The following is a 24,967-nucleotide window of genomic DNA, read 5'->3' as shown; positions in this document are numbered from 1 at the left end:
GCTTTTGCCGAACGCATTGCCACGCGCAACCCCCTCACCCTAACCCTCTCCCCGGAGGGGAGAGGGAAAACAACCATGTGAAGCTCTTACTCCGCGCCCGGCACCGGGTGCGGCGCCTCCGGGGCGGCACCGTGACGGCGCTTCCACAGCCGGGAGACGGCGTTGCCGGCGTCCTCCATGTAGAGGAACAGCACCGGCGTGATGTAGAGCGTCAGAATCTGCGACACGCACAGGCCGCCGACCACCGCGAGGCCGAGCGGCTGGCGCAGTTCCGCGGCGGCGCCATGGGCGACGGCGATGGGCAAGGTTCCCATGATCGCCGCCATCGTCGTCATCATGATCGGGCGGAAGCGCAGCAAGCAGGCCTGCTCGATCGCCTCGCGCGCGGTCATGCCCTGGTTGCGCTGCGCGTCGATGGCGAAGTCGATCATCATGATCGCGTTCTTCTTCACGATGCCGATCAGCATCAGGATGCCGATGATCGCGATGACGCTCAGCTCCTGCCCGAACACCATCAGCGTCGCCAGCGCCCCGATGGCCGCGGACGGCAGGCCGGACAGGATGGTCAGCGGGTGGATGAAGCTCTCGTACAGCACGCCGAGCACGATGTAGATCACCAGCACCGCGGCCAGCAGCAGCAGCCCCTGGCTCTTCTGCGCATCCTCGAACACCTGGGCGGTGCCGGCGAAGCCGGTGGTGATGCCCGGCGGCAGGGCCATCTCCAGCTCCGCCTGCCGGACGGCGTTCACCGCCTCGCCCAGCGAATGGCCGGGCGCCACGTTGAAGGACAGGGTGACGGCGGGAAGCTGGCCCTGATGGTTGACCGTCAGCGGCCCGGCAGTGCGCTGCACGCTGGCGAAGGCGTCCAGAGGAACCAGCTTGCCGGAGCCCGACCGCACATAGATTCGCGACAGCGCGTTGTCGTCCTGCTGATACTTCGGCGCAAGCTCGATCAGAACCTGATAGTCGTTGGTCGGCGTGTAGATCGTCGAGACCTGCCGCTGGCCGAAGGCGCTGTAGAGAGTGGAGCGCACCTGATCGACACCGATCCCCAGCGTCGCCGCCTTCTCCCGATCCACATGCACATAGGCCTGCGGGCTGTTGAGCTGGAGGTCGCTGGTCACGTCCTGCAGGATCGGAATGTCGTGCATCGCCCGCTCCAGCCTTGCGGACCAGGCGTACAGCTCCTCCGTGTTCAGGCCCTGGATCGTGTACTGGAACTCGTTCTTGGAGGAACGTCCGCCGATGCGCAGATTCTGCACCGGCTGCATGTAGACCGCCATGCCGGGAATGCCGGCGAGCTGGCGGCGGAGCTGCTGGATCACCTCGCCCGCCGGCGGACGCTCGGCGCGCGGCTTCAGCACGACGAACATGCGGCCGGTGTTGACCGAGTTGCCGCCGATGGCGACCGACGAGGTCATGTCCGCCACCGCCGGATGGGCCTTGATGATCCGCGCCACCTCCTGTTGCCGCTCGGCCATGGCCGGGAAGGAGATGTCGGGCGCGGCTTCCGTCGAGACGGTGATCTGACCGATGTCCTCGGTCGGGAAGAAGCCCTTGGGGATCGCCTGGAACAGCAGGGCGGAGCCGACCACCGTCGCGATCATGACGAGGCCCATCACCGGGCGGTGCCTCAGCGCCATCCGCAGCGTCACGGCGTAGCCGCGGTGCAGCGCGCTGAACCCGCCCTCCAGGACGCGGCCGAACCAGCCCTCCTTGGCGCCTTGCGGTTCGTGGGTGAGCATGCGGGCGCACATCATCGGAGTCAGCGTCAGCGCCACGAAGGCCGAGGCGCTGATCGCCATGGTCACCACCAGCGCGAACTCGTGGAAGACGCGCCCGACCACCCCGCCCATCAGCAGGATCGGAATGAAGACGGCCACCAGCGACACGGTGATGGAGATGATGGTGAAGCCGATCTCCCGCGAGCCCTTGAGCGCCGCCTCGAAGGGCTGCATCCCCTCTTCGACGTAGCGGACGATGTTCTCCATCATCACGATGGCGTCGTCGACGACGAGGCCGACCGCCAGCGTCAGCGCCATCAGCGAAATGTTGTCGATGGAGAAGCCCATCAGATGCATCCCGCCCGCTGTCGCGATCAGCGAAATCGGAACGGTCAGCGCCGGAATCATCGTCGCCGTCAGGCGGCGCAGGAACAGGAAGATGACCAGCACGACCAGCGCGATGGTCAGGCCCAGCGTGAACTGCACGTCCTCCACCGCTTCGCGGATCGAGGTGGAGCGGTCGTTCACCACCTCCACCTTGGCGCTGGGCGGAAGCTGCGCGCGGAAGCTGGGCAGCAGGTTGCGCACCCGGTCCACCACATCCACCGTGTTGGCGTCGGGCTGGCGCTGCACGGCCATGACGATGGCGCGGGTGCCGTTGTGCCAGCTCGCCGTGCGGGCGTTCTCGACGCTGTCCAGCACGTTCGCCACGTCGCCCAGCCGGACCGGGGCGCCGTTGCGGTAGGCGACGATCAGGCCGCGGAAGGCCTCGGCGTCGGGAAGCTGCGGGTTGGCGGCCAGCACGAGCTGCTGCTTGGCGCCGGACAGCGTGCCGACCGGGGTGTTGGCGTTGGCGGCGGCCAGCGACCGCTGAAGCTCGTCGATACCGATGCCGCGCACGGCCAGCGCGTTGGGGTCGACCTGGACGCGCACGGCGTATTTCTGCGCGCCGTAAATCTGCACCTGGGCGACGCCCGGCAGGGTGGCGACCTTGGGCTGGACCGCGGTCTCCGCAAAGTCGTTCAGCGCCGACAGGGTCAGCGTCGGCGACGAGAGCGCCAGCATCAGCACCGGCTGGTCGGCCGGGTTCACCTTGCGGTAGCTGGGCGCGGTGGTCATCTCCGCCGGCAGACGGCGCTGGGTGCGGGCAATGGCCGCTTGCACGTCCTGGGCGGCGGCGTCGATGTCGCGCTCCAGGACGAACTGGATGGTGATCGAGGTGTTGCCGAGGCTCGACGTCGAGGTGATCGTGTCAATGCCGGCGATGGTCGAGAATTCGCGCTCCAGCGGGCTGGCAACCGAGGCCGCCATGGTTTCCGGGCTGGCGCCGGGCAGCGTGGCGGAAACGTTGATGACCGGGAAATCCACCCGCGGCAGCGCCGCGACGGGCAGTTGCCGGTAGGCGGCGAGTCCTCCCAGAACCAGCGCCGCCGTCAGCAGGATGGTCATCACCGGACGGCGGATGCACAGTTCCGAGAGGGTCATGACGCGCCTCCGGTGAGCGGAGCCTTGCCGTTGGCGCCATCCTTGCCGCCGTTCTTGGCGGCGGCGACCTTGGCGCCGGGATACAGGCGGGACTGGCCGTCGACCACCACGCGCTCACCGGCCTGGACCCCGTCGGCGATGACGGCGATGCCCTCCTGGCTGCGCGCCACGGTGACGTTGCGGATCTCGACCGTGTCGTCGGGCTTGACCACATAGACGAAGCGGCCCTGCTGGCCGGTCTGCACCGCCTCCTCCGGCAGCGTCAGGGCCTGTGGCTCGACCCGCAGGGTCAGAACGACATCGACGAACTGGCCGGGCCACAGCCGCGTGTCGGCGTTTTCGAACTGGCCCTTGACCAGGATCGTGCCGGTCTGCTGGTCGACTTGGCTGTCCACGAAATTCAGCACGCCCTCGGCGGGCGGCACGGCAGCGCCGGGAATGCCGGCGGTGACCGCCAGCTTGCTCGTCTCCATCGCCGCGCGGATGGTCGGGAGATGGCGTTCCGGCACGTTGAAGGCGACGGTGATCGGGCGGAGCTGGGTCAGCGTGACCAGCGGCGTGGCGTCCGCCGCGCGGACCATGGTGCCGGGCTTGGCGTTCACCGCACCGGTGCGCCCGTCCATGGGGGCGGTGATGCGGGTGAAGCTGAGCGAGACCTTGGCCGCCTCGATGGCCGCCTGCCCGGCCTTCACCGTGGCCTCCAGCGCGTCGGCGGCGGCCACCGCCGCGTCGTACTGCTGACGGGCCACGGTGTTGGAGCGGACGAGCTGCTCGTACCGCTTCACGTCGCCGCGCGCCTTGTCGAGGTTGGCGCGGTCGCGCTCCAGATTGGCCTGGGCCTGACGGAGCTGCGCCTCCAGCGCGCGGGAGTCGAGGGTGAACAGCAGGTCGCCGGCCTTCACCTCCTGTCCCTCGGTGAAATGGACCGTCTCGACGACCGAATCGACGCGCGCCTTGATGGCGATGGCGGCCACCGGCTGGACCGAGCCGATGGTGCCCAGCCGCTCCGGCACCGGGCGCTGCTCGACCGTGCGGATGACCACCGGGAGGGCGCGTGGTCCGGCCGGGGCGGCGGCCTTCGCCGTCTGCGCGTCGGCCCCGCCCGCCCGGTGCGTGTACCAGTAACCGCCGCCCATCAGCGCGGCCAGCAGGAGCGCAAACAGCGCTATGCGTTTCGTCACATCGAACTCCCGGTAGGGCTGCCCGGTCCGGCCGGAGCGCACCATCCCGCCATAAGGCAATGCGGCCCATTATCGCAGGAGAGGCTTTGCAGGTTAATGTCCATCCTACAGCCATTTGGTAACAGACTGTAACAGCGGGTATGGGCTGCGGAGCGATTTGGCGATGCTGGACCTAAAGAACTTGGAAGCCTTCGTGTGGATCGCCCGTTTGGGCGGTTTCCGCGCCGCGGCGGGGCGGCTGAACACCACCCAGCCGGCCATCTCCGCCCGCATCGCCCAGCTGGAAAAGGAGTTGGGCGTCCAGCTGTTCAACCGCGGCACGCGGCGGGTCACGCTGACGCTGAAGGGCATGGAGCTGCTGGACCACGCCGAGCGGATGCTGACGCTCCAGGCCGAGCTGGTCCACGCGGTCGCCGAATCCACGACCCTGCGCGGGCTGATCCGGCTCGGCGTGGCGGAGACCATCGTGCACACTTGGCTGAGCCGCCTGATCGAACGGCTGCACAACCGCTTCCCGCTGGTCAGCCTGGAGATCGAGGTCGACACCTCCATCCACCTGCGCAACGGGCTGCTGGCGCACGACCTGGACATCGCCTTCATGCTGGGGCCGGTGGCGGAGCCGGACATGCGCAACGAGGCGCTGAGCAGCTACCCCATGGCCTGGGTGGCCAGCCCGTCGCTCGACCTGCCCGCCGGACGGCTCGGGCTGGCCGATCTGGCGCGCTACCCGGTCATCACCTTTTCCCGGCAGACCAAGCCGTCGGTGGCCATCCAGCAGATGTTCAAGCGGCCCGGACTGCCGCCGCTGCGCTTCTACGGCAACAGCTCGCTCGCCAGCATCGTGCGGATGACCCTGGACGGCATCGGCATCAGCGCCATCCCGCCCGCCGTGATCGAGCGTGAACTGGCGGAAGGGTTGCTGCGGCTGATTCCGGCGGAAGACCCGCTGCCCGACCTCGACTTCACCATCTGCCACCCGGTGGACAGCGACAACCCGCTGGTGCCCATCGTCGCGGACATGGCCTTGGAAATTGTGCGGGGGCAGCGGCATGGGGCGCCGACCGATAAACGCCGTTTATCGCAAACGATCCAAAATGAAAATTTGACGGATCGGACGGATGCGTGAACCCTTAGGGCACAACAGTTCGGTCACCGAGGTTTTGCCCGCCATGCAGTCCGTGACCCCAAGCACCCCGTTTCCGCCCGATACCGCGTCCGCCGCCCTGCTGGCCCGACTGGCGATCCGCCGGGGGGAGCATCGCGGGCCGACCGCCGGACTGGCGCCGGGCCATGTGCAGGCGAACCTCGCCATCGTTCCCGCCGATGTGGCTCCCGCCTTCGAGCGGTTCTGCCGCGCCAACCCCGTTCCCTGCCCGCTGCTCGCCGTGTCGCAGCCCGGCGATCACCGCTTCGCGGAGCTGGGCGCGGACCTCGACCTGCGCACCGACTTCCCGCGCTACCGCGTCTACCGCGACGGCCGGCTGGCGGAGGAGCCTGAGGACCTGCTGTCCGTCTGGCGCGACGATCTGGTCGCCTTCGCCATCGGCTGCTCCTTCTCCTTCGAGGAGGCGCTGCTCGCCGCCGGCCTGCCGGTCCGCCACATCGAGCGCGGCTGCAACGTGCCGATGTACGTGACCGACCGGGACTGCGTGGCCGTCCCGCCCTTCGCCGGGCGCATGGTGGTATCGATGCGCCCGATGACGCCCGCGCAGGCCGAACGCGCCGCCGCGGTGACCGGGCGCTACGCCGCCGTCCACGGCGCGCCGGTGCACATCGGCGACCCGGCGGCGCTCGGCATCCGCGACCTGTCGCAGCCGGAGTTCGGCGACGCCGTTCCGCTCGCCCCCGGCGAGGTTCCCGTCTTCTGGGCCTGCGGGGTCACCCCCCAGGTGGCGCTCGCCGCCGCCCGCCTGCCCTTCGCCATCGCCCACAGCCCCGGCCACATGCTGGTCACCGACCGGCTGAACGCCGAGCTGGAGGGCGTGTCCCCTTCGGTCGCGCAACTCTTCAGATAAGAACAGGGAGCTTCATCACATGACCGCGATCACCCTGCGGACCCGCCTCGCTGCCGCCGCCTTCGGAATCGGCCTCTGCGCCACACCGGTCGCGGCCTTCGCCGAGACCTGGGACATGCCGACCCCCTATCCCGACACGAACCTGCACACCATCACGGTGCGCCAGTTCGCCGAGGACGTGAAGGCGGCGACCAACGGCAAGATCCAGATCACCGTCCATTCCAACGGCTCGCTGGTCAAGCATCCGGAGATCAAGCGCGCCGTCCAGTCGGGCCAAGCGCAAATCGGCGAGGTGCTCATCAGCTCCTGGGCGAACGAGGACCCGCTTTACGGCCTCGATTCCGTGCCCTTCCTGGCGACCGACTTCGCCGCATCCAAGAAGCTCTACGAGGCGTCGAAGCCCTATCTGGAGAAGAAGCTGGAGCGTCAGCGCCTGAAGCTCCTTTACTCGATCCCGTGGCCGCCGCAGGGCCTCTACGTGAAGCAGGAAATCAGCTCCGTCGCCGACCTGAAGGGGCAGAAGTTCCGCGCCTACAACCCGGCCACCACCCGCATCGCCGAACTGGCCGGCGCCGTGCCGACCAAGATCGAGGCCGCCGAGGTGTCGCAGGCCTTCGGCACCGGCATCGTCACCGCGATGATGACCTCCGCCGCCACCGGCGTGGACACCAAGGCGTGGGACTTCGTGAACGTCTATTACGACGTGCAGGCTTGGCTGCCGCGCAACATGGTGTTCGTCAGCACCGAGGTCTGGAAGGGCCTGGACGACGCCACGAAGAAGGCCGTCGAGCAGGCCGCCGCCAAGGCCGAGGCCACCGGCTGGACCGAGTGGGAGAAGAAGACGGCGGAGCTGAACCAGACGCTGTCCGGCAACGGAATGAGGGTGCTGACCCCGTCCCCGGCGATCAAGGACGGCTTCGCCGCCATCGGCAAGACGATGACCGACGAGTGGACCAAGGCCGCCGGCGCCGATGGCGAGGCGATCATTTCGGCGTTCCGGAAGTAAGCGGCGGCGTCTGCCCCCTCCCCGGCCCTCCCCCGCTTCGCGGGAGAGGGAGATTGATCCCCTCCCCTGCGAAGCGGGGGAGGGTTAGGGAGGGGGCCATACACTCTTCCAAGAAAACAACTCCCCGCCCGCCCTACCCGGAGGTGGTCGCGCCATGCGCACCGCATTGACCTTCCTTTACCGCGCCGCTGAGATCCTGGGCGCGGTGTTCCTGGTGCTGATCGCCGTGCTGATCGTGTCCCAGGTCTTCGCCCGGCTGGCCAACCGCATGGTGCCGGGAGCCGACGAACTGGCCGGCTACTGCATGGCCGCCTCCTTCTTCCTCATGCTGGGTCCGGCGCTGCGCCGCGGCGCGCACATCCGCGTCGGCGTCTTGGTCGACCGGCTGCGCGGCGGCCCCCGCCGTGCCGTGGAGCTGCTCTGCCTCGGCTTCGGCACGGCGCTCAGCGGCTATTTCGCGTGGTACTGGCTGCGCATGACCTACGATTCCTATGATTTCGGCGATCTGGGACAGGGCGTGCTGCCCATCCCGCTTTGGATTCCGCAGGCCGCCATGGGCGTCGGGCTGGTGATTCTCGTGATCGCCTTCCTCGACGACCTGCTGGCGGTGATCCAGGGGCGCGAGGCGTCCTACCAAAGCGCCGGCATGCAGAGCGAGGGCTGACCGATGGACCAGACGACCGCTTCCATCGTCGTCGTGGTGACGATGCTCCTGATGCTGGGAACCGGCATCTGGGTGGCGCTGGCGCTCGCCGGCGTCGGCTTCGTCGCCATGGCGCTGTTCACCACACGTCCCGTCGGCATGGTCATGGCGACCAACATCTGGGGCGCCAGCACGAGCTGGACCCTGACCGCCCTGCCCCTGTTCATCTGGATGGGCGAGATCCTGTTCCGAACGCGAATCTCGTCGGACATGTTCAAAGGACTGGCGCCCTGGACGGGCTGGCTACCCGGGCGGCTGATGCACGTCAACATCGTCGGCTGCACGATCTTCGCCGCCGTCTCCGGTTCCTCCGCCGCGACCGCCGCGACCATCGGGCGGATGACCATTCCGGAACTGACCCGTCGCGGCTACGACCCGATGATGATCGTCGGCTCGCTGGCCGGCGCCGGCACGCTGGGCCTGCTGATTCCGCCCTCGATCATCATGATCGTTTACGGCGTGGCGGCGGACGTGTCGATCGCCCGGCTGTTCATCGCTGGCGTCATCCCCGGGATCGTGCTGACCGGCTTGTTCATGCTCTATGTGGGTGGCTGGTCCCTGCTCAATCCCGACCGCGTGCCGCCGCGGGAGGCGCGCCAAAGCCTCATGGAGAAGATCCGCGACACCGGGTCGCTGATCCCCGTCATGCTGCTGATCGCCGGGGTGCTCGGCTCCATCTACGCGGGCATCGCCACGCCGACCGAGGCCGCGGGCATCGGCGTCCTGGGATCGCTGCTGCTGGCGCTGGTCACCGGCACGATGAGCTGGGCGACCTTCCGCGACAGCGTGATGGGCGCGGCCCACACCTCCTGCATGATCGGCTTCATCCTGGCTGGGGCGGCCTTCCTGACGGTGGCCATGGGCTACACCGGCATTCCGCGCCTGCTGGCGGAATGGATCACCTCCATGCAGCTCACCACCGCGTCGCTGCTGGTGGTGCTGACGCTGTTCTTCATCGTGATGGGCTACTTCCTCGACGGCATCTCGATGGTCGTGCTGACCACCTCGGTCATCCTGCCGATGGTGCAGAACGCCGGGATCGACCTGCTGTGGTTCGGCATCTACATCATCATCGTGGTGGAGATGGCCCAGATCACCCCGCCGGTGGGCTTCAACCTGTTCGTCCTGCAATCGATGACGGGCAAGAACATCTTCACCATCGCCAAGGCCAGCCTGCCCTTCTTCCTGATGATGATCGTCATGGTGGCCCTGCTCTGGATCTTCCCGGGCATGGTGTCGTGGCTGCCCTCGCTGATGATCGGGTGAGGAGCGGCATCATGGACGTCCGTTTCACCACAGCGGGCGACACGGCCTTCAACGTGGAGTTCGGCGAGGGCATCGACCGCCCGACCAACGCCCGCGTCATGGCCCTGCACGCCCGGCTGAAGACCGCCGCGCCGCCGGGTCTGGTGGAGACGGTGCCGACCTTCCGCTCGCTCCAGGTCGTCTACGACCCGGCGGTGACCAGCCGCCGGGAGGTCCAGGCTGCGGTCGAGGCGGAACTGGCCCACGCCGGGGACGCCCCGGCCGAAGGCACCCTGTGGCGCCTGCCCGTCTGCTACGACGCGGAGCTGGGACCGGACCTCGCGGAGCTGTCCGCCTCGCTCGGCCTGTCGGCGGAACGGCTGATCGACCTCCACGGATCGACCGAGTATTTCGTCTACATGCTGGGCTTCATGCCGGGCTTCGCCTACATGGGTGACCTGCCGGCGGAGCTGGAGAAGCCACGGCGCAGCGAGCCGCGGGTCCGCGTGCCGGCGGGCTCCGTCGCCACCGCCGGGCGGCTGACCACGGTCTATCCGTGGGAAAGCCCCGGCGGCTGGCACCTGATCGGGCGCTGCCCGGTTCCGCTCTACGACGGCGCCCGCCCCTCGCCGGTCCTGCTCGCCGCCGGCGACCGGGTGCGGTTCGAGGCGGTGGACCGCGCCCGTTTCGACGCCCTGTCGGCCGAGGCCGCGGCGGGCCGCTTCGATCCCGACACGCTGAGGGCCGCGCCATGAGCGCCCCCTGCCTCACCATCGTCCGGCCGGGGCTGTTCGCCACCATCCAGGACCTCGGCCGCTTCGGCCATCAGGAACTCGGCATGCCGGTGGCCGGCGCGCTCGACCCCATCGGCCTGCGCCTCGCCAATGCGCTGGTCGGCAACCCGGCGGGCGCGGCAGGGGTGGAGATCGCCCTGCTTGGGCCCGCTCTGAAAGTGGAAGCCGACGGAGTCCGGGTCGCCGTTGTCGGCCCAATGGCGCTGAGCCTGGAACGCGAGGGGCAGCCGCCCCAAGCGCTGGAACCCCACCGCAGCCACACGCTGGCGCGCGGCGACATTCTGAAGCTGGGTGCCGTCAGCGGGGCGGCGGTCGCCTATCTGGCAGTGGCCGGCGGATTCGCGCTGGAGCCCTTCCTGGGCAGCCTGTCCACCTACGTGCGCGCCGGCATCGGGCCGCTCGGCGGCAAGCCGCTGGGTGACGGGACGCGCCTGCCGCTCAACCGCAACGACGCCCCGCCGGGCGCCGACGTGGAGTTGCCGGAGCCGCCGGACTACGGCGGCGGGCCGGTGCGGGTGGTCCTCGGCCCGCAGGAGGACCGTTTCACGGCAGCGGCGGTGGAGACCTTCCTGTCGGCGACCTACCGCGTCGGCAAGGACGCCGACCGCATGGGCCTGCGGCTCGACGGGCCGACGCTGGCCCACACCGGTTCCGCCGACATCCCCTCGGACGGGCTGGTCACCGGCTCGATCCAGGTGCCGGGCAACGGCCAGCCGATCCTTCTGCTGAACGACCACCAGACGGCCGGCGGCTACGCCAAGATCGCCACGGTGATCTCCGCCGATCTGCCCCGCGTCGGCCGGCTGAGCCCCGGCGGCACCCTCAGCTTCCGCGCCGTCACGGTGGAGGAGGCGGAGGCCATCCGGCGGCGCCAGGAGCAGACCATCGCCGCCTGGGTCCGCGCCATCCGCCCGGTGCGCCCGGCGGGCGGCGTCGATCTGGAGGCGCTCTACGCGGAAAACCTCGTGTCCGGAGTCGTCGACATCGTCAACGGCAACGGCGACATCCTGAACCGAGAAGAGATGTGCGGGAGGGCACCATGACCATCACCGTGAACCTGAACGCCGACCTGGGCGAGGGCTTCGGCGCCTACGACATCGGCGACGACGACTCCATGCTCGGCATCGTCGCGTCCGCCAACATCGCCTGCGGCTTCCATGCGGGCGACCCGCTGGTGATGACGCGGACCGTTCGGAACGCGGTGGCGAAGGGCGTCAGCCTGGGCGCCCACCCTTCCTACCCCGACCTTCAGGGGTTCGGGCGCCGCCCCCTGCGGATGTCGGCGGCGGAGGTCGAGGCGATGGTCGCCTACCAGATCGGCGCGTTGATGGGCATCGCCGCCACCGCCGGCGGTTCGGTCACCCATGTGAAGGCGCACGGCGCGCTGAACAACATGGCGGCGGTGGACGAGGGGCTGGCGCTGGCGATCGGACGGGCAATCAAGGGCGTCGATCCCAACCTGATCTATCTCGCCACCGCCGGGTCGGAAATGGCGCGGGCCGGGCGGACGCTGGGCCTGCCCACGGCGGAGGAGGTCTTCGCCGACCGCGCCTACGACGACAACGGCAACCTCGTGCCGCGCGGCCAGCCCGGCGCGATGGTCCACGACCCGGACGTGGCGGCCGCAAACGTCCTCCGCATGCTGGAGGAAGGCGTGATCCTGTCGGTCACCGGCACGCGCATCCCCTGCACCGTCCATTCCGTCTGCGTCCACGGCGACGAGCCGAGCGCCGTTGCCATGGCCGGCAATCTGCGCCGCACCCTGGAGGCCAAAGGGGTCCGCATCGTTCCCCTGCCGGACCTGCGGGACCGGTTTTAAGAACGGGCGATCACGCGGACCGCAGCTTTGCCGCCTGGGCGAGGCTGGCGAGCGTGTCCAGGATGACCTGCGGGCTGACCGGCTTGCGCAGCACCACCAGCGGCTGCCAGCGGTCGGACGTCAGGTCGTCCTCTCCCGCCTCCATCGACAGGAACCCGGTCATCACCAGGATCGGCAGCCCGGCGGCCCTGATCCGCAGTTCGCGGATCAGGGCGCGGCCGTCCATCCGCGGCATGCGCAGGTCGGTGATGACAAGGTCGGCGGGATCGGCGCTGTAGCGCTCCAGCCCCTCCTGCCCGTCCTGGGCCAGGGTCACGCGGTATCCCTTGCGGGACAAAAAATCCTCCAGCGCCATGGCGGCGAGGGATTCGTCCTCGGCCACCAGGACATGCAACGGAGCGGTGACGGGGTCAGGCATGAGCACGCTCCACGTCCTGAACGGAGGGATGGGACACCGGCACGGTGATGGTGAAGCGGACGCCGCGGCTTCCGTTCTCGTGGGTCACGTTCGCCGCGTCGATCCGTCCGCCCATCGAATCGATGATGCCATAGCCGATGGAAAGGCCGAGGCCGGACCCTTTCCCGACCTCCTTGGTCGTGAAGAAGGGATCGAAGATGCGCGGCAGGATGTCCGGGTCGATGCCGCCGCCATCGTCGGTGATGGTGATGGTGGCCTGCCCGGCGGTCATGTCGCAACGCATGTTCACCGCGATCCGCCCGGCGGCGGGTGATCCGTCGGGGTCGGCGCGCCATTCCAGGATGGCGTCGCGCGCGTTGGACAGCAGATTGACCAGCACCTGCTCCAGTTGCAGGGGACGGCCGCGCGTGACGCAGTCGATGGCCGGGACGTCGCTAACGACCTCGATGTTCTCCAAGGCGAACTGGTTGGACACCAACTCGACGGAGGAACGGACGCTGGCCGCGGGGTCAAAGCGCTGGGTGGCGCCGTCGCGGCGGCTGAAGGTGCGCATATGGTCGATGATGCGGCCCATGCGCTCCGCCTGTTCCGACATGATGGTCAGCACCTTGTCCAGGCGCGCGGTGTCGGTGTCGCCGTCGCGCAGGCGGGACAGGGCGTTCTCGGCCCAGATCCGGATGATGTTCAGGGGCTGGCTCATCTCATGGGCCATGCCGGCGGCGAGCGTGCCCAGGGTCGCCAGCTTGGAGGTCTGGACCAACTCCTCCTGAAGCCTCTTGCGGTCGGTGATGTCGCGGGAGCTGCCCAGGATCTGGACCACCCGCCCATCCTCGCCGCGCACCGGTACCAGGACGGTGTGCCACGTGCGCCGCCCGACCGGAAGGTCCAGCGTCTCCTCGTAATCGATCGGGCCACCCGCAGCGACGCAGGCGCTGTAGCGTTCGATCACCGCCGCGGCGGTCTCCGGCGGTACGGCCTCGCGGACCAGCCGGCCGCGGATGGTCTCCGGGTCGATCCCCGTCGCGCGCGCGTGGGCGGGGTTCAGCGTGTCGAAGGCGAACTCCCCGTCCGGCAGCACCGTGACGACGAACAGCCCCTCCGCCAGATTGTTGAAGAAGCTGGCGTAGCGCCGTTCGGCCTGACGCCGGATCTCGATCTCGCGCTGAAGGGCTCCGTTGGCGTCGGCGAGCTGGGTGGCGCTGGGCAGAGCGAGGGCCTTGGGCATCTGCACCCACAAAGCGACGGCGGTCAGCACCGACACCATCGCCGTCAGCGCCTTGACAATGCCTTCCACAGCATAGTCTGGATACCACAAGGTCCACAAACTGAAGAAATGCGTCGTGCCGCAGGCCAGGATGAAAGCGGCGAACAGCCAGACGACCCAGGTGAAGGCCACGTCGCGGCGCTTCACGACGAAGTAAAGCAGCGCCACCGGGATCGAATAATAGGACAAGCCAGTCAGCACATCGGACACGATGTGCAGGGTCAGGATTTCCGGACGCCAGAACAGGCACACGCCGTGAGGCAAGTACGCGCTGGTGTCGAAGAAGGCTTCCACGCCACCGAACATGCCGCCCCTCTTTTTTCCGGTCACCGTCCACGGCCCAGCCGGGTCCGGAAACGCCGCCGTTTCTCTGATCTCGCCCCGAAACCTTGAAGCACAACGCCTTGCGGCACCATGCCGCGGAGGCTGTATCCGCAAACGCTACTCGAATCAGGGTGGCGGAGCAACACGTGGAACGCGATGCCAACCAATGGTCAGCGCGTTCCGCATGGTTCTGGATGCACGTTACGCGGCGGTGTGCACCTTGCGGTTTTGCTCGCGGGTCTTCAGGAAGCGCAGGGCCGGAAAATCCTCCTGCGTGCGGTTCAGGTGCCAAGCGTTGCGGGCCAGGAACACCAGCGCTCCGTCATGGTCCTCCGCCGCCGCCGAGCGGTTGAGGTCAAGGAACTTCTTGAGCTGGTCCTCGTCGTCCGTCTCGATCCAGCGGGCGGCGTCCACCCCCGCCCCTTCGAAGCGGGCGGCGAGACCGTATTCCGCCTCGATGCGGGCGGCCAGCACCTCGAACTGCAGCTGGCCGACCACGCCGACCACCCAATCCGCCCCGGTCAGCGGCTTGAACACCTGGGAGGCCCCCTCCTCCGCGAAATGCTCCAGCGCCTTGCGCAGGTGCTTCACGCGCATCGGGTCTTCCAGCCGGACGCGCTGCAGCAGTTCCGGCGCGAAGCTCGGGACACCGGTGAAGCGCAGGTCCTCGCCCTCCGTCAGCGTGTCGCCGATGCGCAAGCTGCCGTGGTTGGGAATGCCCATGATGTCGCCGGGCCACGCCTCTTCCGCCAGCTCGCGGTCGCGGGCCAGGAACAGCACGGCGTTGTTGACCGCCATCAGCTTGCCCGAACGGACATGCTTCAGCTTGGCGCCGCGCTTGAACTTGCCCGAGCAGATGCGCACGAAGGCAATGCGGTCGCGGTGGTTCGGGTCCATGTTGGCCTGGACCTTGAACACGAAGCCGCTGAACTTGCCCTCATCCGGCCGCACCGAGCGCTGCTCCGCCGGCTGCGGGCGCGGCGGCGGGGCGTTCTCGGCCAGCCCTTGGAGGAGTTCGCGCACGCCGAAGTTGTTGATCGCCGAGCCGAAATAAATCGGCGTCAGATGGCCGGCGCGATAGGCCTCCAGGTCGAAGGGCGGCATCAGCCCGCGGGCCATCTCCACCTCCTCGCGCAGCTTCGCCACGGCGTGGTCCGGCAGCAACTCGTCGAGGCGCGGGTCGTCGAGGCCATTGCACTCGATGCCATCGTCGATCTCGTCGCCCTTGGTGCGATCCATCAGGATCAGGCGGTCGCGGATCAGGTCGTAGCAGCCCAGGAAGTCGCGGCCCATGCCGATGGGCCAACTCGCCGGGGTGACCTCCAGCGCCAGCGAGCTTTCGATCTCGGAGATGAGGTCGAAGGGGTCGCGGGCCTCGCGGTCCATCTTGTTGCAGAAGGTAATGATCGGCACATCGCGCAGGCGACAGACCTCGAACAGCTTCAAGGTCTGGCTCTCGATGCCCTTCGCGCCGTCGATCACCATGACGGCGCTGTCCACCGCGGTCAGCGTCCGGTAGGTGTCCTCCGAGAAGTCTTCGTGGCCCGGCGTGTCCAGCAGGTTGAAGGTGCGCCCTTCGTAATCGAAGGTCATGACCGAGGCGGTCACGGAGATGCCGCGCTCGCGCTCCACCTTCATCCAGTCCGACTTGGCGCGGCGCTGCTCGCCGCGGGCCTTCACGGCGCCGGCCATCTGAATGGCGCCGCCGAACAGCAGCAGCTTTTCGGTGAGGGTGGTCTTGCCGGCGTCGGGGTGCGCGATGATCGCGAAGGTTCGACGCCGGGAAACAGCGTCCAGAAGCTCGGACATGCGCGAATCCCGTAACCAGCGTAGCGACAAAGAGAAGGAGGGCCGGAAGCGTCGCTGCCCCTCGGCCCTCATCGTTCGGGGCTATATTTAGCAGCGGGATGTCAAAGGTGCCAGTGTCGCCGTATGAGCAGGGCCATATGGCGGTTGAGCCGGCGCGCCTTGAACATGACCGCACGCCATCTTCCCCCGCCGCGAACCGGGCGGAGGAAGGAGGCAAACGAACCGGACTCCGTTCAGGCCGACGCCATAGCGGGGGTTGCCGGAACGGTCGGCGTGAAGGTCAGCGCCGAGGTCGGTTGGAAGGCCGCGGCCTGATACCCGGTCCACGCCGTCTGCACATACAGGCCCAGACGGGTACTCTGGGGTGTGAAGGTGGCGTTGGTGATCGGGAAGTTCGCCTTGGTGCCCACCGGCCGCTGGTCGATCGTTTCGATGGCGGGCGAACCGGTCCACAGGGGGAACATGCCGGGCAGCGCCGAACCCTGCGTGTTGGTCGGGCCTCCCGGTTGCGGCTGAACGTAGCTGCTGTTGGTGACGGTGACGGTGGGAGCGTTGATGTCGGTCAGGTCGAGCTCACCATACTGGAGGGCAATCCCGATCCTGCCGTCGACGGTCGTCACCTGGAAGCCCGTGACGACCAGGGATTTGCTGGGATCGGTGGGCTGGGCCGGCGGCGTGACATAGGCACCATTGAAAAAGGGCGCCTGTGTGATCGGCCCATCCTGGAGGGTGATCATCATGGGCAACACGCTGTTCGGCCCGCCACCCGACAAGCCCCCCGGACCGGCGGGAATCGGAGAACCCGCCGTGAAGACGCCACCGGGACCGACAGTCACCGGAGTTCCCTGCAGGAAGAAGTGGGTTCCCTGACTGCTTGCAAACTGCAGTTGCGCGAAGCAGGTGTTGGCCTGACCGCTCACGCTGATTGGATTTTGATCCAGAGTGATCACAGGCTTGCTGGATTCCCCCAGCGAACCGATGCACATCGACGAATCGGTGCCGGTATAGTCACCGCCATCGGTCGCCGTGAGCAGATGATCGTTGTTGGGAATCGTCGAAGCGAGGATGGATTCGAATTTTGCGCCAAAAATCGCCCAGACGCAGGTCGTATCGCTGGATGTAACCGATCCGAAGTATCTTGGAATGGTGTATTGCGTCAACGGCAGGAAGTCACCCTTCCCATAGTTGTTGTAATAGATTTGCAATGCGTTCTCACGAACGTAAAACAATTTCAGCAGCGTTCCATAGAATTCCTGATAAAGAGCGTACAGCATTGTCATTTGTGTCTGGCCTGCCGAAGCGTTGCCGCCCGACTGCACCACGCTGGACCAGACGGTGAGAAGTGGCGGATTGCCAACCCCACCGGACTGGAACAGTGACCACATCTGCTCCGCCAAGCCGGCGAGCGAATTCAGCGCACCGGAAAGGCCACTGCTGCCCTCGCACCAGTCCTTGAAGCTGTAGCTCTTTGAATTAACGATAATTGTCAGGTTTTTGTCGAGCGATTGCAGTTCGTTGGAATAGCCGGCGATGCTCTGTTGGATGCCCTCAATCTTCGTCGCGAAGGCGTCCCACTCCCGCTGCGTCTCCGCGTTCGCGATGGCCTGGACGACGGATGAAAACCCTGCCTGACAGACACTCGTGAGCTCCGTCAATTGAGCCGATACCTGACTCAGTCCGCCGTCGTCACCAGTGATCAACTCGATGATCGTATCGACGCTGTTCCAGGCATCGGTAGCGTCTTCAATCAATTTCAGCATCTGTCCGATGCTGCTCTGCGCTTGCTGTCCTTCTTCCGGCATGCTGCACCCCCGCTTTAAATCATTGCGAATGTCGGTATTGACTTCCGGATAGATTGTATCGTTGCAATAAATGTAATGATCGGCACGAAGTGTGCTCAATTTCACCACTCAGAATCAGCAAGAATCATTATGATTCATCCGCAAAATTGAATAATTATTATCATGCTAGCCAATGTTTTCTGACGGTGCACAAAAAAAGGCGCTGCGGACCTTTCGGCCCGCAGCGCCTTTTCGACGAAGCGACGATGACGTTACAGAGAAAGCTCGGCGATCTGCACCGCGTTGAGCGCGGCGCCCTTCAGGAGCTGGTCGCCGCAGACGAACAGGTCGAGGCCGTGGTCGCCGAAGATCAGGCTGGTGCGGATGCGGCCCACCTCGACGTCGAACTGGCCGGTCGCGTTGATCGGCATCGGGTAGACGCCGTCGGCCGGCACGTCCTTCACCACCACGCCCGGCGCGTCGGCCAGCACGGCGCGGGCGGCGTCCGGGGTGACCGGGGACAGCGTCTCGACCGTGATCGCCTCGGAATGGGCACGGTAGGTCGGGATGCGAACCGCCGTGCAGCTCACCGGCAGGTCCGGAATCTCCAGGATCTTCCGGGTCTCCCAGGTCACCTTCATCTCCTCCTTCGTGTAGCCGTTCTCCTGGAAGGCGTCGATCTGGGGGATCAGGTTGAAGGGGATCGGATGACGGAACACGCTGTTGACGACCGGCTTGCCGTCAAGCTGGTTGCGGGTCTGCTCCTCAAGCTCGGCCATGCCCTCGGCTCCGGCGCCGCTGGTCGCCTGATAGGTGGAGACGATGACGCGCTTCAAGCCGAAGGCCTTGTGCAGCGGGCCGAGCGCCACGACGGCGATGGCGGTCGTGCAGTTCGGGTTGGCGATCAGCTTCCCCTTGCCCTGTTCGATGGCGCCCATGGCGTGGGCGTTGATCTCCGGCACGATCAGCGGGACGTTATCGTCGTAGCGGAAGGCCGAGGAGTTGTCGATCACCAGCGCACCGCCCGCGGCGATGGCCGGCGCGTGCTCCTTGGCGAAATCACCGGACACGGCGAGCAGGACGATGTCGTAACCCTTCACCTTCTCGACATCGAACGCCACGAGGGTCTTCTCGCCGAACGGGGTCTCGACCGTGCGGCCGGCGCTGCGCTCCGACGCGAACAGGCCGAGTTCCGCGACCGGGAACGAACGGCGGTGAAGAACATCGACCATTTCGCGGCCGACGGCGCCCGTGGCACCAACGATGGCAACGCGGCGGGGAGAAGGGGAAGAGGTGCTCATGGGTGTGGTCCGTCCTTTGGTCTTGCCCGGATCGAGCGTGGACGGCGGCCCCAGATGCACCAAGGCCCCGTCCGTGTCCGGCGGGGCCTTCGTGGTGGGTGAAGCGTCTTACTCGATCAACGCACGCCACCATCCGACGGCCCGCCGGGGCGGGTCGTTTTGGTAGTGGTGGTGGTGATGGCGAGCGAGCGATTCATAACTCGCTAGATAAACGAAAGGCGCGGGGCTTGTAAAGCGCCCGCGCCTTCGCAGCACAATTTTTGTTCGGCGCCGAACCAGGCTTTTGTCCGGTGCCGGACAGGGCCGCGTCAGGTCTCGGTTTCGGCGGGATGCTCCGGCTTCACGGGATGCACGTCCCAGATCTCCGTCGCGTATTCCATGATGGTGCGGTCGGAGGAGAACCAGCCCATGTTGGCCGTGTTCAGGATGGCCTTGCGCGTCCATTCCTCCTGATCGCGGTAGAGGTCCATCGCCGCCTGCTGCGCTTGGCAGTAGTCGGAGAAGTCCGCCGTCACCAGGAAATGGTCGCCGCCGTCGGTCAGCGCCTGGAGGATCGGGTGGTAGCGGTGGGGATCGTCCGGCGAGAAGACGCCGGTGGAGATCATGTCCAGCGCCCGCTTCAGGCTGGGGTTCGACGCGATGACGTCGCGCGGGTTGAATCCGCCGCTGGCCCGCAGGTCGTTCACCTCCTCCGCGGTCAGGCCGAAGATGAAGATGTTGTCGTCGCCCACATGCTCGCGGATTTCGACGTTGGCGCCGTCCAGCGTGCCGATGGTCAGCGCGCCGTTGAGCGCCAGCTTCATGTTGCCGGTGCCCGACGCTTCCATGCCCGCGGTGGAGATCTGCTCCGACAGGTCGGCCGCCGGCATGATGATCTCCGCCGCCGTCACGTTGTAGTTCGGCAGCAGCACGATCTTCAGGTTGTCGTGCACCGACGGGTCATGGTTCACCACCTTCGCCACATCGTTGATGAGCTTGATGATGAGCTTGGCCATGTGATAGCTCGGCGCCGCCTTGCCGGCGAAGATCTTGGTCACCGGCACCCAGGACACGGTCGGGTTGTCGCGCATCTCGTTGTACAGCGCGATCGCCTGGAGGATGTTCAGGAGCTGGCGCTTGTACTCGTGCATGCGCTTGACCTGCACGTCGAACAGGCTGTCGACCTGCACGTCCACCCCGGTCTGGCGCGCGATATAGGCGGCCAGCCGCTTCTTGTTCTTGCGCTTGGCGCGGCGGAACTCCTCGCGGAAGACCAGATCGTCGGCCTTCTCGGCCAGCGCCTTGATCTGGCTGAGGTCCTTGATCCAACCGTTGCCGATGCGGCTGGTGATCAGCGCGGCCAGCGGCTGGTTCGCCTGATGCAGCCAGCGGCGCGGGGTGATGCCGTTGGTCTTGTTGTTGATGCGCTCCGGGAACTCCGCGTGGAAGTCGGCGAAGACGGTCTGCTTCATCAGCTCGGTGTGCAGGGCCGACACGCCGTTGACCTTGTGCGAGCCGAGGAAGGCCAGATTGCCCATGCGCACCCGGCGGTCGCCGCGCTCGTCGATCAGCGACAGGCGGGACAGCCGCCCGTTGTCGCCCGCCGCCCGCGCCTTGGAGCGGTTGAGGAACTTGGCGTTGATTTCGTAGATGATCTGCATGTGGCGCGGCAACACGCGCTCCATCATGCGCACCGGCCACGCCTCCAGCGCCTCCGGCAGCAGCGTGTGGTTGGTGTAGGAGAAGGTCGCGCGGGTGATGTCCCACGCCTTGTCCCAGACCACGCCGTGCTGGTCCACCAGCAGCCGCATCAGCTCGGCGATGCCGATGGCCGGGTGCGTGTCGTTGAGCTGGATCGCCGCCTTGTCCGGCAGGCTGTCGAAATTGGAATGGTGCTGCAGATAGCGGCGCAGGATGTCCTGGAGCGAGGCGGAGGTGAAGAAATACTCCTGCTTCAGCCGCAACTCCTTGCCGCCCTCCGTCGCGTCGTTCGGGTAGAGGACGCGGCTGAGGTTTTCGGTCAGCACCTTCTGCTCGACCGCCTTCATGTAGGCGCCGTCGTTGAAGTGGCCGAAGTTGAAGTCGCGCGTGGCGCGGGCCGACCACAGGCGCAGCGTGTTGATCGTATCGCCGCCGTAGCCGACCACCGGGGTGTCGTAGGCCATGGCCAGCACGCGCTCGGCGTCGACCCAGCGGTAGGCGCGCTCGCCCACCGAATCCCGGAACTCCTCGACGCGACCGTAGAACTGGACGGGGTACAGCACCTCCGGGCGCGGGAATTCCCACGGGTTGCCGAATTGCAGCCACTGCTCCGGGTACTCGACCTGCCAGCCGTGCTCGAAGCGCTGCTCGAACAGGCCGAACTCGTAGCGGATGCCGTAACCGTAGCCGGGCAGCGCTTCCGTCGCCATGCTGTCGAGGAAGCAGGCGGCCAGACGGCCGAGGCCGCCGTTGCCGAGCGCCGCGTCCGGCTCAGCCTCCACCACATCGTCGAGGTTCAGGCCGATGCGGTCGAGCGCCTGACGGCACTGGTCGGTGATGCCGAGGTTGGCGAGGCTGTTGGTCAGCAGGCGGCCGATCAGGAATTCCAGCGATAGATAGTAAACGCGCTTGGCGTCCTGCTGGTAATAGGTCCGCGTCGTGTCCATCCAGCGGTCCACGAGGCGGTCGCGCACGGCGAGCGCCACGGTGTGGAACCAGTCGCGCCGGGTCGCCGCCCGCGCGTCCTTGCCGACGGAATAAACCAGCCACTCCAGAAACGAGCGCTTCAGCCCGTCGACATCCAGACTGCGGCGTTCGATCTCGCGGGACTTATACCGAGCGTCCATGTCTTGACTTTCTTCTTTCCAGGGCCAACTGGAGCGGCGGTTATTCAGCCGGTCTTCCATCGGCGGCAGTTTCCGGGGTCCATGGTTAAGCAACGTTTAAGTCGCTGCGCCAACCAGTCGAATGGGCCTGTCGAATTGGCTAGGCCGTTCGTCCAGAGCAACAGCCAAGACTTGCCCTTGTGCCACACGCGCTGTGCCAAAATGGGAACCACCCCCGCGGCGCACCGAAGCTCGGTAATCGCTGCGAAGCCCCGCTGGAGGGAGTAAGATGGCGTCCGTGTCAGCCTCTTTGAACCTCCCGATGCTCGACAATACCGTATCTGCGGACTCCCGTCAGGACCTGCCCGGCGACGCCACCATCCTTCTCCGCCAAGCCCAGCCGGCGGACATCGCCGCGCTGCTGGTCATCGAGGAGCGGTGTTTCGCCACCGACCGCCTGACCCGACGTAGTTTTCAATATTTGCTCACGAAAGCCAAGGCCACTGGACTTGTGGAAGTCCACAGCGGCGCGGTCGTCGGCTACGCGCTGGTTTCCTTCCATTCCGGCACGTCGCTCGCCCGGCTCTACTCCTTCGCCGTCGATCCCGACCACCGCGGCCAGGGCGTCGCCAAGCGGCTGCTCGCCGCGGCGGAGCAGGCGGCCCGCTCGCGGGACTGCATCTACCTGCGGCTGGAGGTGCGGCGCGACAACGCCGCGGCGATCGATCTCTACAAGAAGGCTGGCTACCGCGAGTTCGGCGTCTACACCGACTATTACGAAGACCACATGGAGGCGCTGCGGCTGGAGAAGCGCCTTGGCCACAGCGGCCCCAGCGCGCCGCTGGGCGGGCCCCTGGTCCCCTACTACCAGCAGACCCTGGACTTCACCTGCGGCCCGTCGGCCCTGATGATGGCGATGAAGGCGCTGAAGCCCGCGGAGATCGAACTGGGGCGCAAGCTGGAAATCCGCCTGTGGCGGGAATCCACCACGGTGTTCATGACCTCCGGCCACGGCGGCTGCGGCCCGTTCGGGCTGGCGCTGGCGGCGGCGCGGCGCGGCTTCGCGGTGGACATCCACATCAAGGACAACGCCACCCCCTTCCTGGACAGCGTGCGCAGCGACGAGAAGAAAGAGGTCATGCGCATCGTGCACGAGGACTTCCTCGACGAGTTGGAAGGCAGCGGCGCCACCGTCCGCCACAACACCCTGACCGCCCAGGACATGGCCGACGCGGTGGCGGGCGGGGCCATCCCCATCGTGCTCATCAGCTCCTACCGGATCTATCACGAAAAATTTCCGCATTGGGTCGTCGTGACCGGTGCCGACGACCGCTTTCTCTATGTTCATGATCCGCTTGTGTACGACCGTCACCACGCTCACATCGACCGGATGAACATGCCGATCCCGAAAGCCGACTTCGAGCGCATGGCCCGCTACGGAAAGGCCCAGTTGAAGGCCGCCCTTCTCCTCCGCCCCCAGCTCTCTGATGGGTCCGCCGACTGATGCCCGCGCATCTCCTGGTCGTCGACCGCCGGGCAGACGTGAAATGGGCGAAGGACGGGCTGCCGGTGATCAGCGCCCGCGACTACATCGCCCACCCGGAGCAGGCGCCGCGCGGCGCGCGGGTGCTGAACCTGTCGCGCAGCTACCGCTATTTGGGCACCGGCTACTACGTCTCGTTGCTGGCGGAGGCGCGCGGCGAGCGGGTGATCCCCTCCGTCCGGACCATCCTAGACCTGTCGCAAAAGACCTTCTACCGCGCCCAGCTGGCCGAGGTGGAGGAGGCGCTGCGCAAGGCGATCAAGCGGATGGACCACCCGCCGGAAGCGTCCTTCAATCTCACCCTCTTCTTCGGCCACGCCGACGACGCCCGGTTCCAGGACATCGCCCGGACGATCTTCGACCTGTTCCGCTGTCCGCTGCTGAAGGTTCAGGTGCGGCTGAAGGACGGCTGGACCGTCCATGCCCTGGAACCGCTGTCGCTGGCCGACCTTCGGCCCGACCAGGAACCGCTGTTTCAGGCGGCGCTCGACGCCTACACCCGGACCTCCTGGCGGGAGCCGACGGCGAAGGCGCCGCCGCGCTACACGCTGGCCATCCTGCACAACGCGAAGGAGGAGCTTCCGCCCTCGAGCCCGCGCGCGCTCCAGAAGTTCGTCAAAGCCGGGGAAAGCCTGGGCATCGCGGTCGAGCTGATCGAGAAGAAGGACTACGCCCGCCTCGCCGAGTTCGACGCGCTGTTCATCCGCGAAACGACGAATCTTGACCACCACACCTACCGCTTCGCCAAGAAGGCGGCGGCGGAGGGCATGCCGGTGATCGACGATCCGAACTCGATCCTGAAATGCACCAACAAGGTCTATCTGGCCGAGTTGCTGCGCGCCAACCGCATCCCGGCGCCGAAGACGGTGATCTTCGACAAGCGCGGGCTGGCGACGCTGGACCAGGAGATCCCCTACCCCATCGTCCTCAAGATTCCGGACGGCTCCTTCTCCCGCGGCGTCTTCAAGGTGCAGACCCGCAGCGAATTGGACGCGACGGCGCAAAGCCTGTTCGAGCAGTCCGACGTGATCCTGGCCCAGGAGTTCATGTACACGGAGTTCGACTGGCGCGTCGGCGTGCTGAACCGGCAGCCGATCTATGTCTGCCAGTATCTGATGGCGAAGAAGCACTGGCAGATCGTCAAGCATGGCGGCAACGGCCGCGCCGAGCAAGGCTCCTCCCGCACGCTGGCCGTCGAGGAGGCGCCGCGCGAGGTCATCGAGACCGCCGTGAAGGCGGCGGGACTGATCGGCGACGGGCTCTACGGCGTGGACGTGAAGCAGAACGAGCGCGGCGTCTTCGTCATCGAAATCAACGACAACCCCAGCATCGACCTCGGCGTCGAAGACGCTAAGCTGAAAGATGGCCTGTACCGCCTCATCATGGGTGAATTCTTGCGCCGCTTGGAATCGCGGCCGCGCAAGCCCGGCTCTGGCGCCTGAAATCCCCCTTCGGGCAGTTCCGCCATCCGTTTGGATGACCCCCACATTCCAATCACTTCTCCTCCTAAGATGTTTTCGGCTGTGGCCGCCGGGGAACAAGCCTCTTCCCACCGCGTTATGAAATCAACGTCACCACGAACGGGAGCAACACCGAAGCGCATCAACGCTTTGGAGTTGCCCAGGCTGGAGAGCGGGAGACCGTTGATGACGACGAACTGCTCATTGTGCTGCGCCGGACCGACACCCGGACACTGCTAGGCAGCACCACCGCATTCTAAACCACCGACACGAATCGCAAAAACCGGCGCGGCCACAGGACCGGCGCCG

At 66.8% G+C, this 24,967-nt stretch carries 18 protein-coding genes; 10 read left to right on the top strand and 8 right to left on the bottom strand.

The window, feature by feature from the left end:
• Positions 1–86 precede the first annotated feature (86 nt).
• The gene (locus ABAZ39_RS16885; protein WP_040134082.1) at positions 87–3,209 is read right to left on the bottom strand and encodes an efflux RND transporter permease subunit; all 3,123 of its coding nucleotides are present in this window, start codon (positions 3,207–3,209) and stop codon (positions 87–89) included.
• The gene (locus ABAZ39_RS16880; RefSeq protein WP_247881706.1) at positions 3,206–4,390 is read right to left on the bottom strand and encodes an efflux RND transporter periplasmic adaptor subunit; all 1,185 of its coding nucleotides are present in this window, start codon (positions 4,388–4,390) and stop codon (positions 3,206–3,208) included. Before ABAZ39_RS16880 ends, ABAZ39_RS16885 begins: the two co-directional genes overlap by 4 nt.
• A gap of 163 nt (positions 4,391–4,553) precedes the next feature.
• Here ABAZ39_RS16880 and ABAZ39_RS16875 point away from each other — a divergent pair, with 163 nt between their 5' ends.
• The 8 genes from ABAZ39_RS16875 (at position 4,554) to ABAZ39_RS16840 (ending at position 11,972) form a co-directional block, all read left to right on the top strand.
• A complete protein-coding gene (locus tag ABAZ39_RS16875; protein WP_040134081.1) occupies positions 4,554–5,516 on the top strand; it encodes a LysR family transcriptional regulator in 963 nt (320 codons plus the stop codon).
• 43 nt (positions 5,517–5,559) lie between these two features.
• Positions 5,560–6,405 (top strand): putative hydro-lyase, encoded by an 846-nt coding sequence (locus tag ABAZ39_RS16870; protein ID WP_014197101.1) that lies wholly within the window; start codon positions 5,560–5,562, stop codon positions 6,403–6,405.
• A gap of 19 nt (positions 6,406–6,424) precedes the next feature.
• On the top strand, positions 6,425–7,411 hold the full coding sequence (locus tag ABAZ39_RS16865; protein WP_040134080.1) for a TRAP transporter substrate-binding protein: 987 nt from the start codon (positions 6,425–6,427) through the stop codon (positions 7,409–7,411).
• 154 nt (positions 7,412–7,565) lie between these two features.
• Positions 7,566–8,075: a TRAP transporter small permease gene (locus tag ABAZ39_RS16860; RefSeq protein ID WP_040134079.1), complete on the top strand. Its 510-nt coding sequence runs from the start codon at positions 7,566–7,568 to the stop codon at positions 8,073–8,075.
• A 3-nt stretch (positions 8,076–8,078) separates the two neighbouring features.
• Complete coding sequence (locus ABAZ39_RS16855) at positions 8,079–9,380, top strand: TRAP transporter large permease (RefSeq protein WP_040134078.1); 1,302 nt, start codon at positions 8,079–8,081, stop codon at positions 9,378–9,380.
• An 11-nt stretch (positions 9,381–9,391) separates the two neighbouring features.
• Positions 9,392–10,114: a 5-oxoprolinase subunit PxpB gene (gene pxpB, locus ABAZ39_RS16850; protein WP_040134077.1), complete on the top strand. Its 723-nt coding sequence runs from the start codon at positions 9,392–9,394 to the stop codon at positions 10,112–10,114.
• Complete coding sequence (locus ABAZ39_RS16845) at positions 10,111–11,196, top strand: 5-oxoprolinase subunit C family protein (RefSeq protein WP_040134076.1); 1,086 nt, start codon at positions 10,111–10,113, stop codon at positions 11,194–11,196. Before pxpB ends, ABAZ39_RS16845 begins: the two co-directional genes overlap by 4 nt.
• Positions 11,193–11,972: a LamB/YcsF family protein gene (locus tag ABAZ39_RS16840; protein ID WP_040135406.1), complete on the top strand. Its 780-nt coding sequence runs from the start codon at positions 11,193–11,195 to the stop codon at positions 11,970–11,972. The genes ABAZ39_RS16845 and ABAZ39_RS16840 overlap by 4 nt, the downstream gene beginning before the upstream one ends.
• A gap of 10 nt (positions 11,973–11,982) precedes the next feature.
• Here the strand turns inward: ABAZ39_RS16840 and ABAZ39_RS16835 are convergent, their stop codons facing one another.
• The 6 genes from ABAZ39_RS16835 to ABAZ39_RS16810 form a co-directional block, all read right to left on the bottom strand.
• Positions 11,983–12,390 (bottom strand): response regulator, encoded by a 408-nt coding sequence (locus tag ABAZ39_RS16835; RefSeq protein WP_040134075.1) that lies wholly within the window; start codon positions 12,388–12,390, stop codon positions 11,983–11,985.
• The gene (locus ABAZ39_RS16830) at positions 12,383–13,960 is read right to left on the bottom strand and encodes a sensor histidine kinase (RefSeq protein WP_040134074.1); all 1,578 of its coding nucleotides are present in this window, start codon (positions 13,958–13,960) and stop codon (positions 12,383–12,385) included. The genes ABAZ39_RS16835 and ABAZ39_RS16830 overlap by 8 nt, the downstream gene beginning before the upstream one ends.
• 219 nt (positions 13,961–14,179) lie before the next feature.
• A complete protein-coding gene (locus ABAZ39_RS16825; protein ID WP_040134073.1) occupies positions 14,180–15,787 on the bottom strand; it encodes a peptide chain release factor 3 in 1,608 nt (535 codons plus the stop codon).
• A gap of 233 nt (positions 15,788–16,020) precedes the next feature.
• A complete protein-coding gene (locus ABAZ39_RS16820) occupies positions 16,021–17,688 on the bottom strand; it encodes a hypothetical protein (RefSeq protein WP_144243580.1) in 1,668 nt (555 codons plus the stop codon).
• A gap of 152 nt (positions 17,689–17,840) precedes the next feature.
• Positions 17,841–18,869 carry an aspartate-semialdehyde dehydrogenase gene (locus tag ABAZ39_RS16815; protein WP_040134071.1) on the bottom strand — a complete coding sequence of 343 codons (1,029 nt, stop codon included), beginning with the start codon at positions 18,867–18,869 and terminating at the stop codon, positions 17,841–17,843.
• 308 nt (positions 18,870–19,177) lie between these two features.
• Positions 19,178–21,676, bottom strand: a complete 2,499-nt coding sequence (locus ABAZ39_RS16810) for a glycogen/starch/alpha-glucan phosphorylase (RefSeq protein WP_040134070.1) — start codon at positions 21,674–21,676, stop codon at positions 19,178–19,180.
• 301 nt (positions 21,677–21,977) lie between these two features.
• Between ABAZ39_RS16810 and rimI the strand changes: the two genes are divergently transcribed.
• A complete protein-coding gene (rimI, locus tag ABAZ39_RS16805) occupies positions 21,978–23,159 on the top strand; it encodes a ribosomal protein S18-alanine N-acetyltransferase (protein ID WP_051658201.1) in 1,182 nt (393 codons plus the stop codon).
• Positions 23,159–24,640 carry a RimK family ATP-grasp domain-containing protein gene (locus ABAZ39_RS16800; RefSeq protein ID WP_040134069.1) on the top strand — a complete coding sequence of 494 codons (1,482 nt, stop codon included), beginning with the start codon at positions 23,159–23,161 and terminating at the stop codon, positions 24,638–24,640. The genes rimI and ABAZ39_RS16800 overlap by 1 nt, the downstream gene beginning before the upstream one ends.
• The last annotated feature ends 327 nt before the right edge of the window (positions 24,641–24,967 follow it).

Source organism: Azospirillum argentinense (assembly GCF_000632475.1).
Taxonomy (GTDB): domain Bacteria; phylum Pseudomonadota; class Alphaproteobacteria; order Azospirillales; family Azospirillaceae; genus Azospirillum; species Azospirillum baldaniorum.
This window is presented reverse-complemented; position numbering and strand designations above follow the sequence as displayed.

Excerpts from the sequence above, each read along its gene's own strand:
- pxpB (WP_040134077.1), top strand. The coding sequence starts at position 9,392 with ATGGACGTCCGTTTCACCACAGCGGGCGACACGGCCTTCAACGTGGAG.
- rimI (WP_051658201.1), top strand. The coding sequence starts at position 21,978 with ATGCTCGACAATACCGTATCTGCGGACTCCCGTCAGGACCTGCCCGGC.
- ABAZ39_RS16840 (WP_040135406.1), top strand. The coding sequence starts at position 11,193 with ATGACCATCACCGTGAACCTGAACGCCGACCTGGGCGAGGGCTTCGGC.
- ABAZ39_RS16810 (WP_040134070.1), bottom strand. The coding sequence starts at position 21,676 with ATGGACGCTCGGTATAAGTCCCGCGAGATCGAACGCCGCAGTCTGGAT.
- ABAZ39_RS16885 (WP_040134082.1), bottom strand. The coding sequence starts at position 3,209 with ATGACCCTCTCGGAACTGTGCATCCGCCGTCCGGTGATGACCATCCTG.
- ABAZ39_RS16825 (WP_040134073.1), bottom strand. The coding sequence starts at position 15,787 with ATGTCCGAGCTTCTGGACGCTGTTTCCCGGCGTCGAACCTTCGCGATC.
- ABAZ39_RS16855 (WP_040134078.1), top strand. The coding sequence starts at position 8,079 with ATGGACCAGACGACCGCTTCCATCGTCGTCGTGGTGACGATGCTCCTG.
- ABAZ39_RS16830 (WP_040134074.1), bottom strand. The coding sequence starts at position 13,960 with ATGTTCGGTGGCGTGGAAGCCTTCTTCGACACCAGCGCGTACTTGCCT.
- ABAZ39_RS16815 (WP_040134071.1), bottom strand. The coding sequence starts at position 18,869 with ATGAGCACCTCTTCCCCTTCTCCCCGCCGCGTTGCCATCGTTGGTGCC.
- ABAZ39_RS16865 (WP_040134080.1), top strand. The coding sequence starts at position 6,425 with ATGACCGCGATCACCCTGCGGACCCGCCTCGCTGCCGCCGCCTTCGGA.
- ABAZ39_RS16800 (WP_040134069.1), top strand. The coding sequence starts at position 23,159 with ATGCCCGCGCATCTCCTGGTCGTCGACCGCCGGGCAGACGTGAAATGG.
- ABAZ39_RS16875 (WP_040134081.1), top strand. The coding sequence starts at position 4,554 with ATGCTGGACCTAAAGAACTTGGAAGCCTTCGTGTGGATCGCCCGTTTG.
- ABAZ39_RS16845 (WP_040134076.1), top strand. The coding sequence starts at position 10,111 with ATGAGCGCCCCCTGCCTCACCATCGTCCGGCCGGGGCTGTTCGCCACC.
- ABAZ39_RS16835 (WP_040134075.1), bottom strand. The coding sequence starts at position 12,390 with ATGCCTGACCCCGTCACCGCTCCGTTGCATGTCCTGGTGGCCGAGGAC.
- ABAZ39_RS16870 (WP_014197101.1), top strand. The coding sequence starts at position 5,560 with ATGCAGTCCGTGACCCCAAGCACCCCGTTTCCGCCCGATACCGCGTCC.
- ABAZ39_RS16860 (WP_040134079.1), top strand. The coding sequence starts at position 7,566 with ATGCGCACCGCATTGACCTTCCTTTACCGCGCCGCTGAGATCCTGGGC.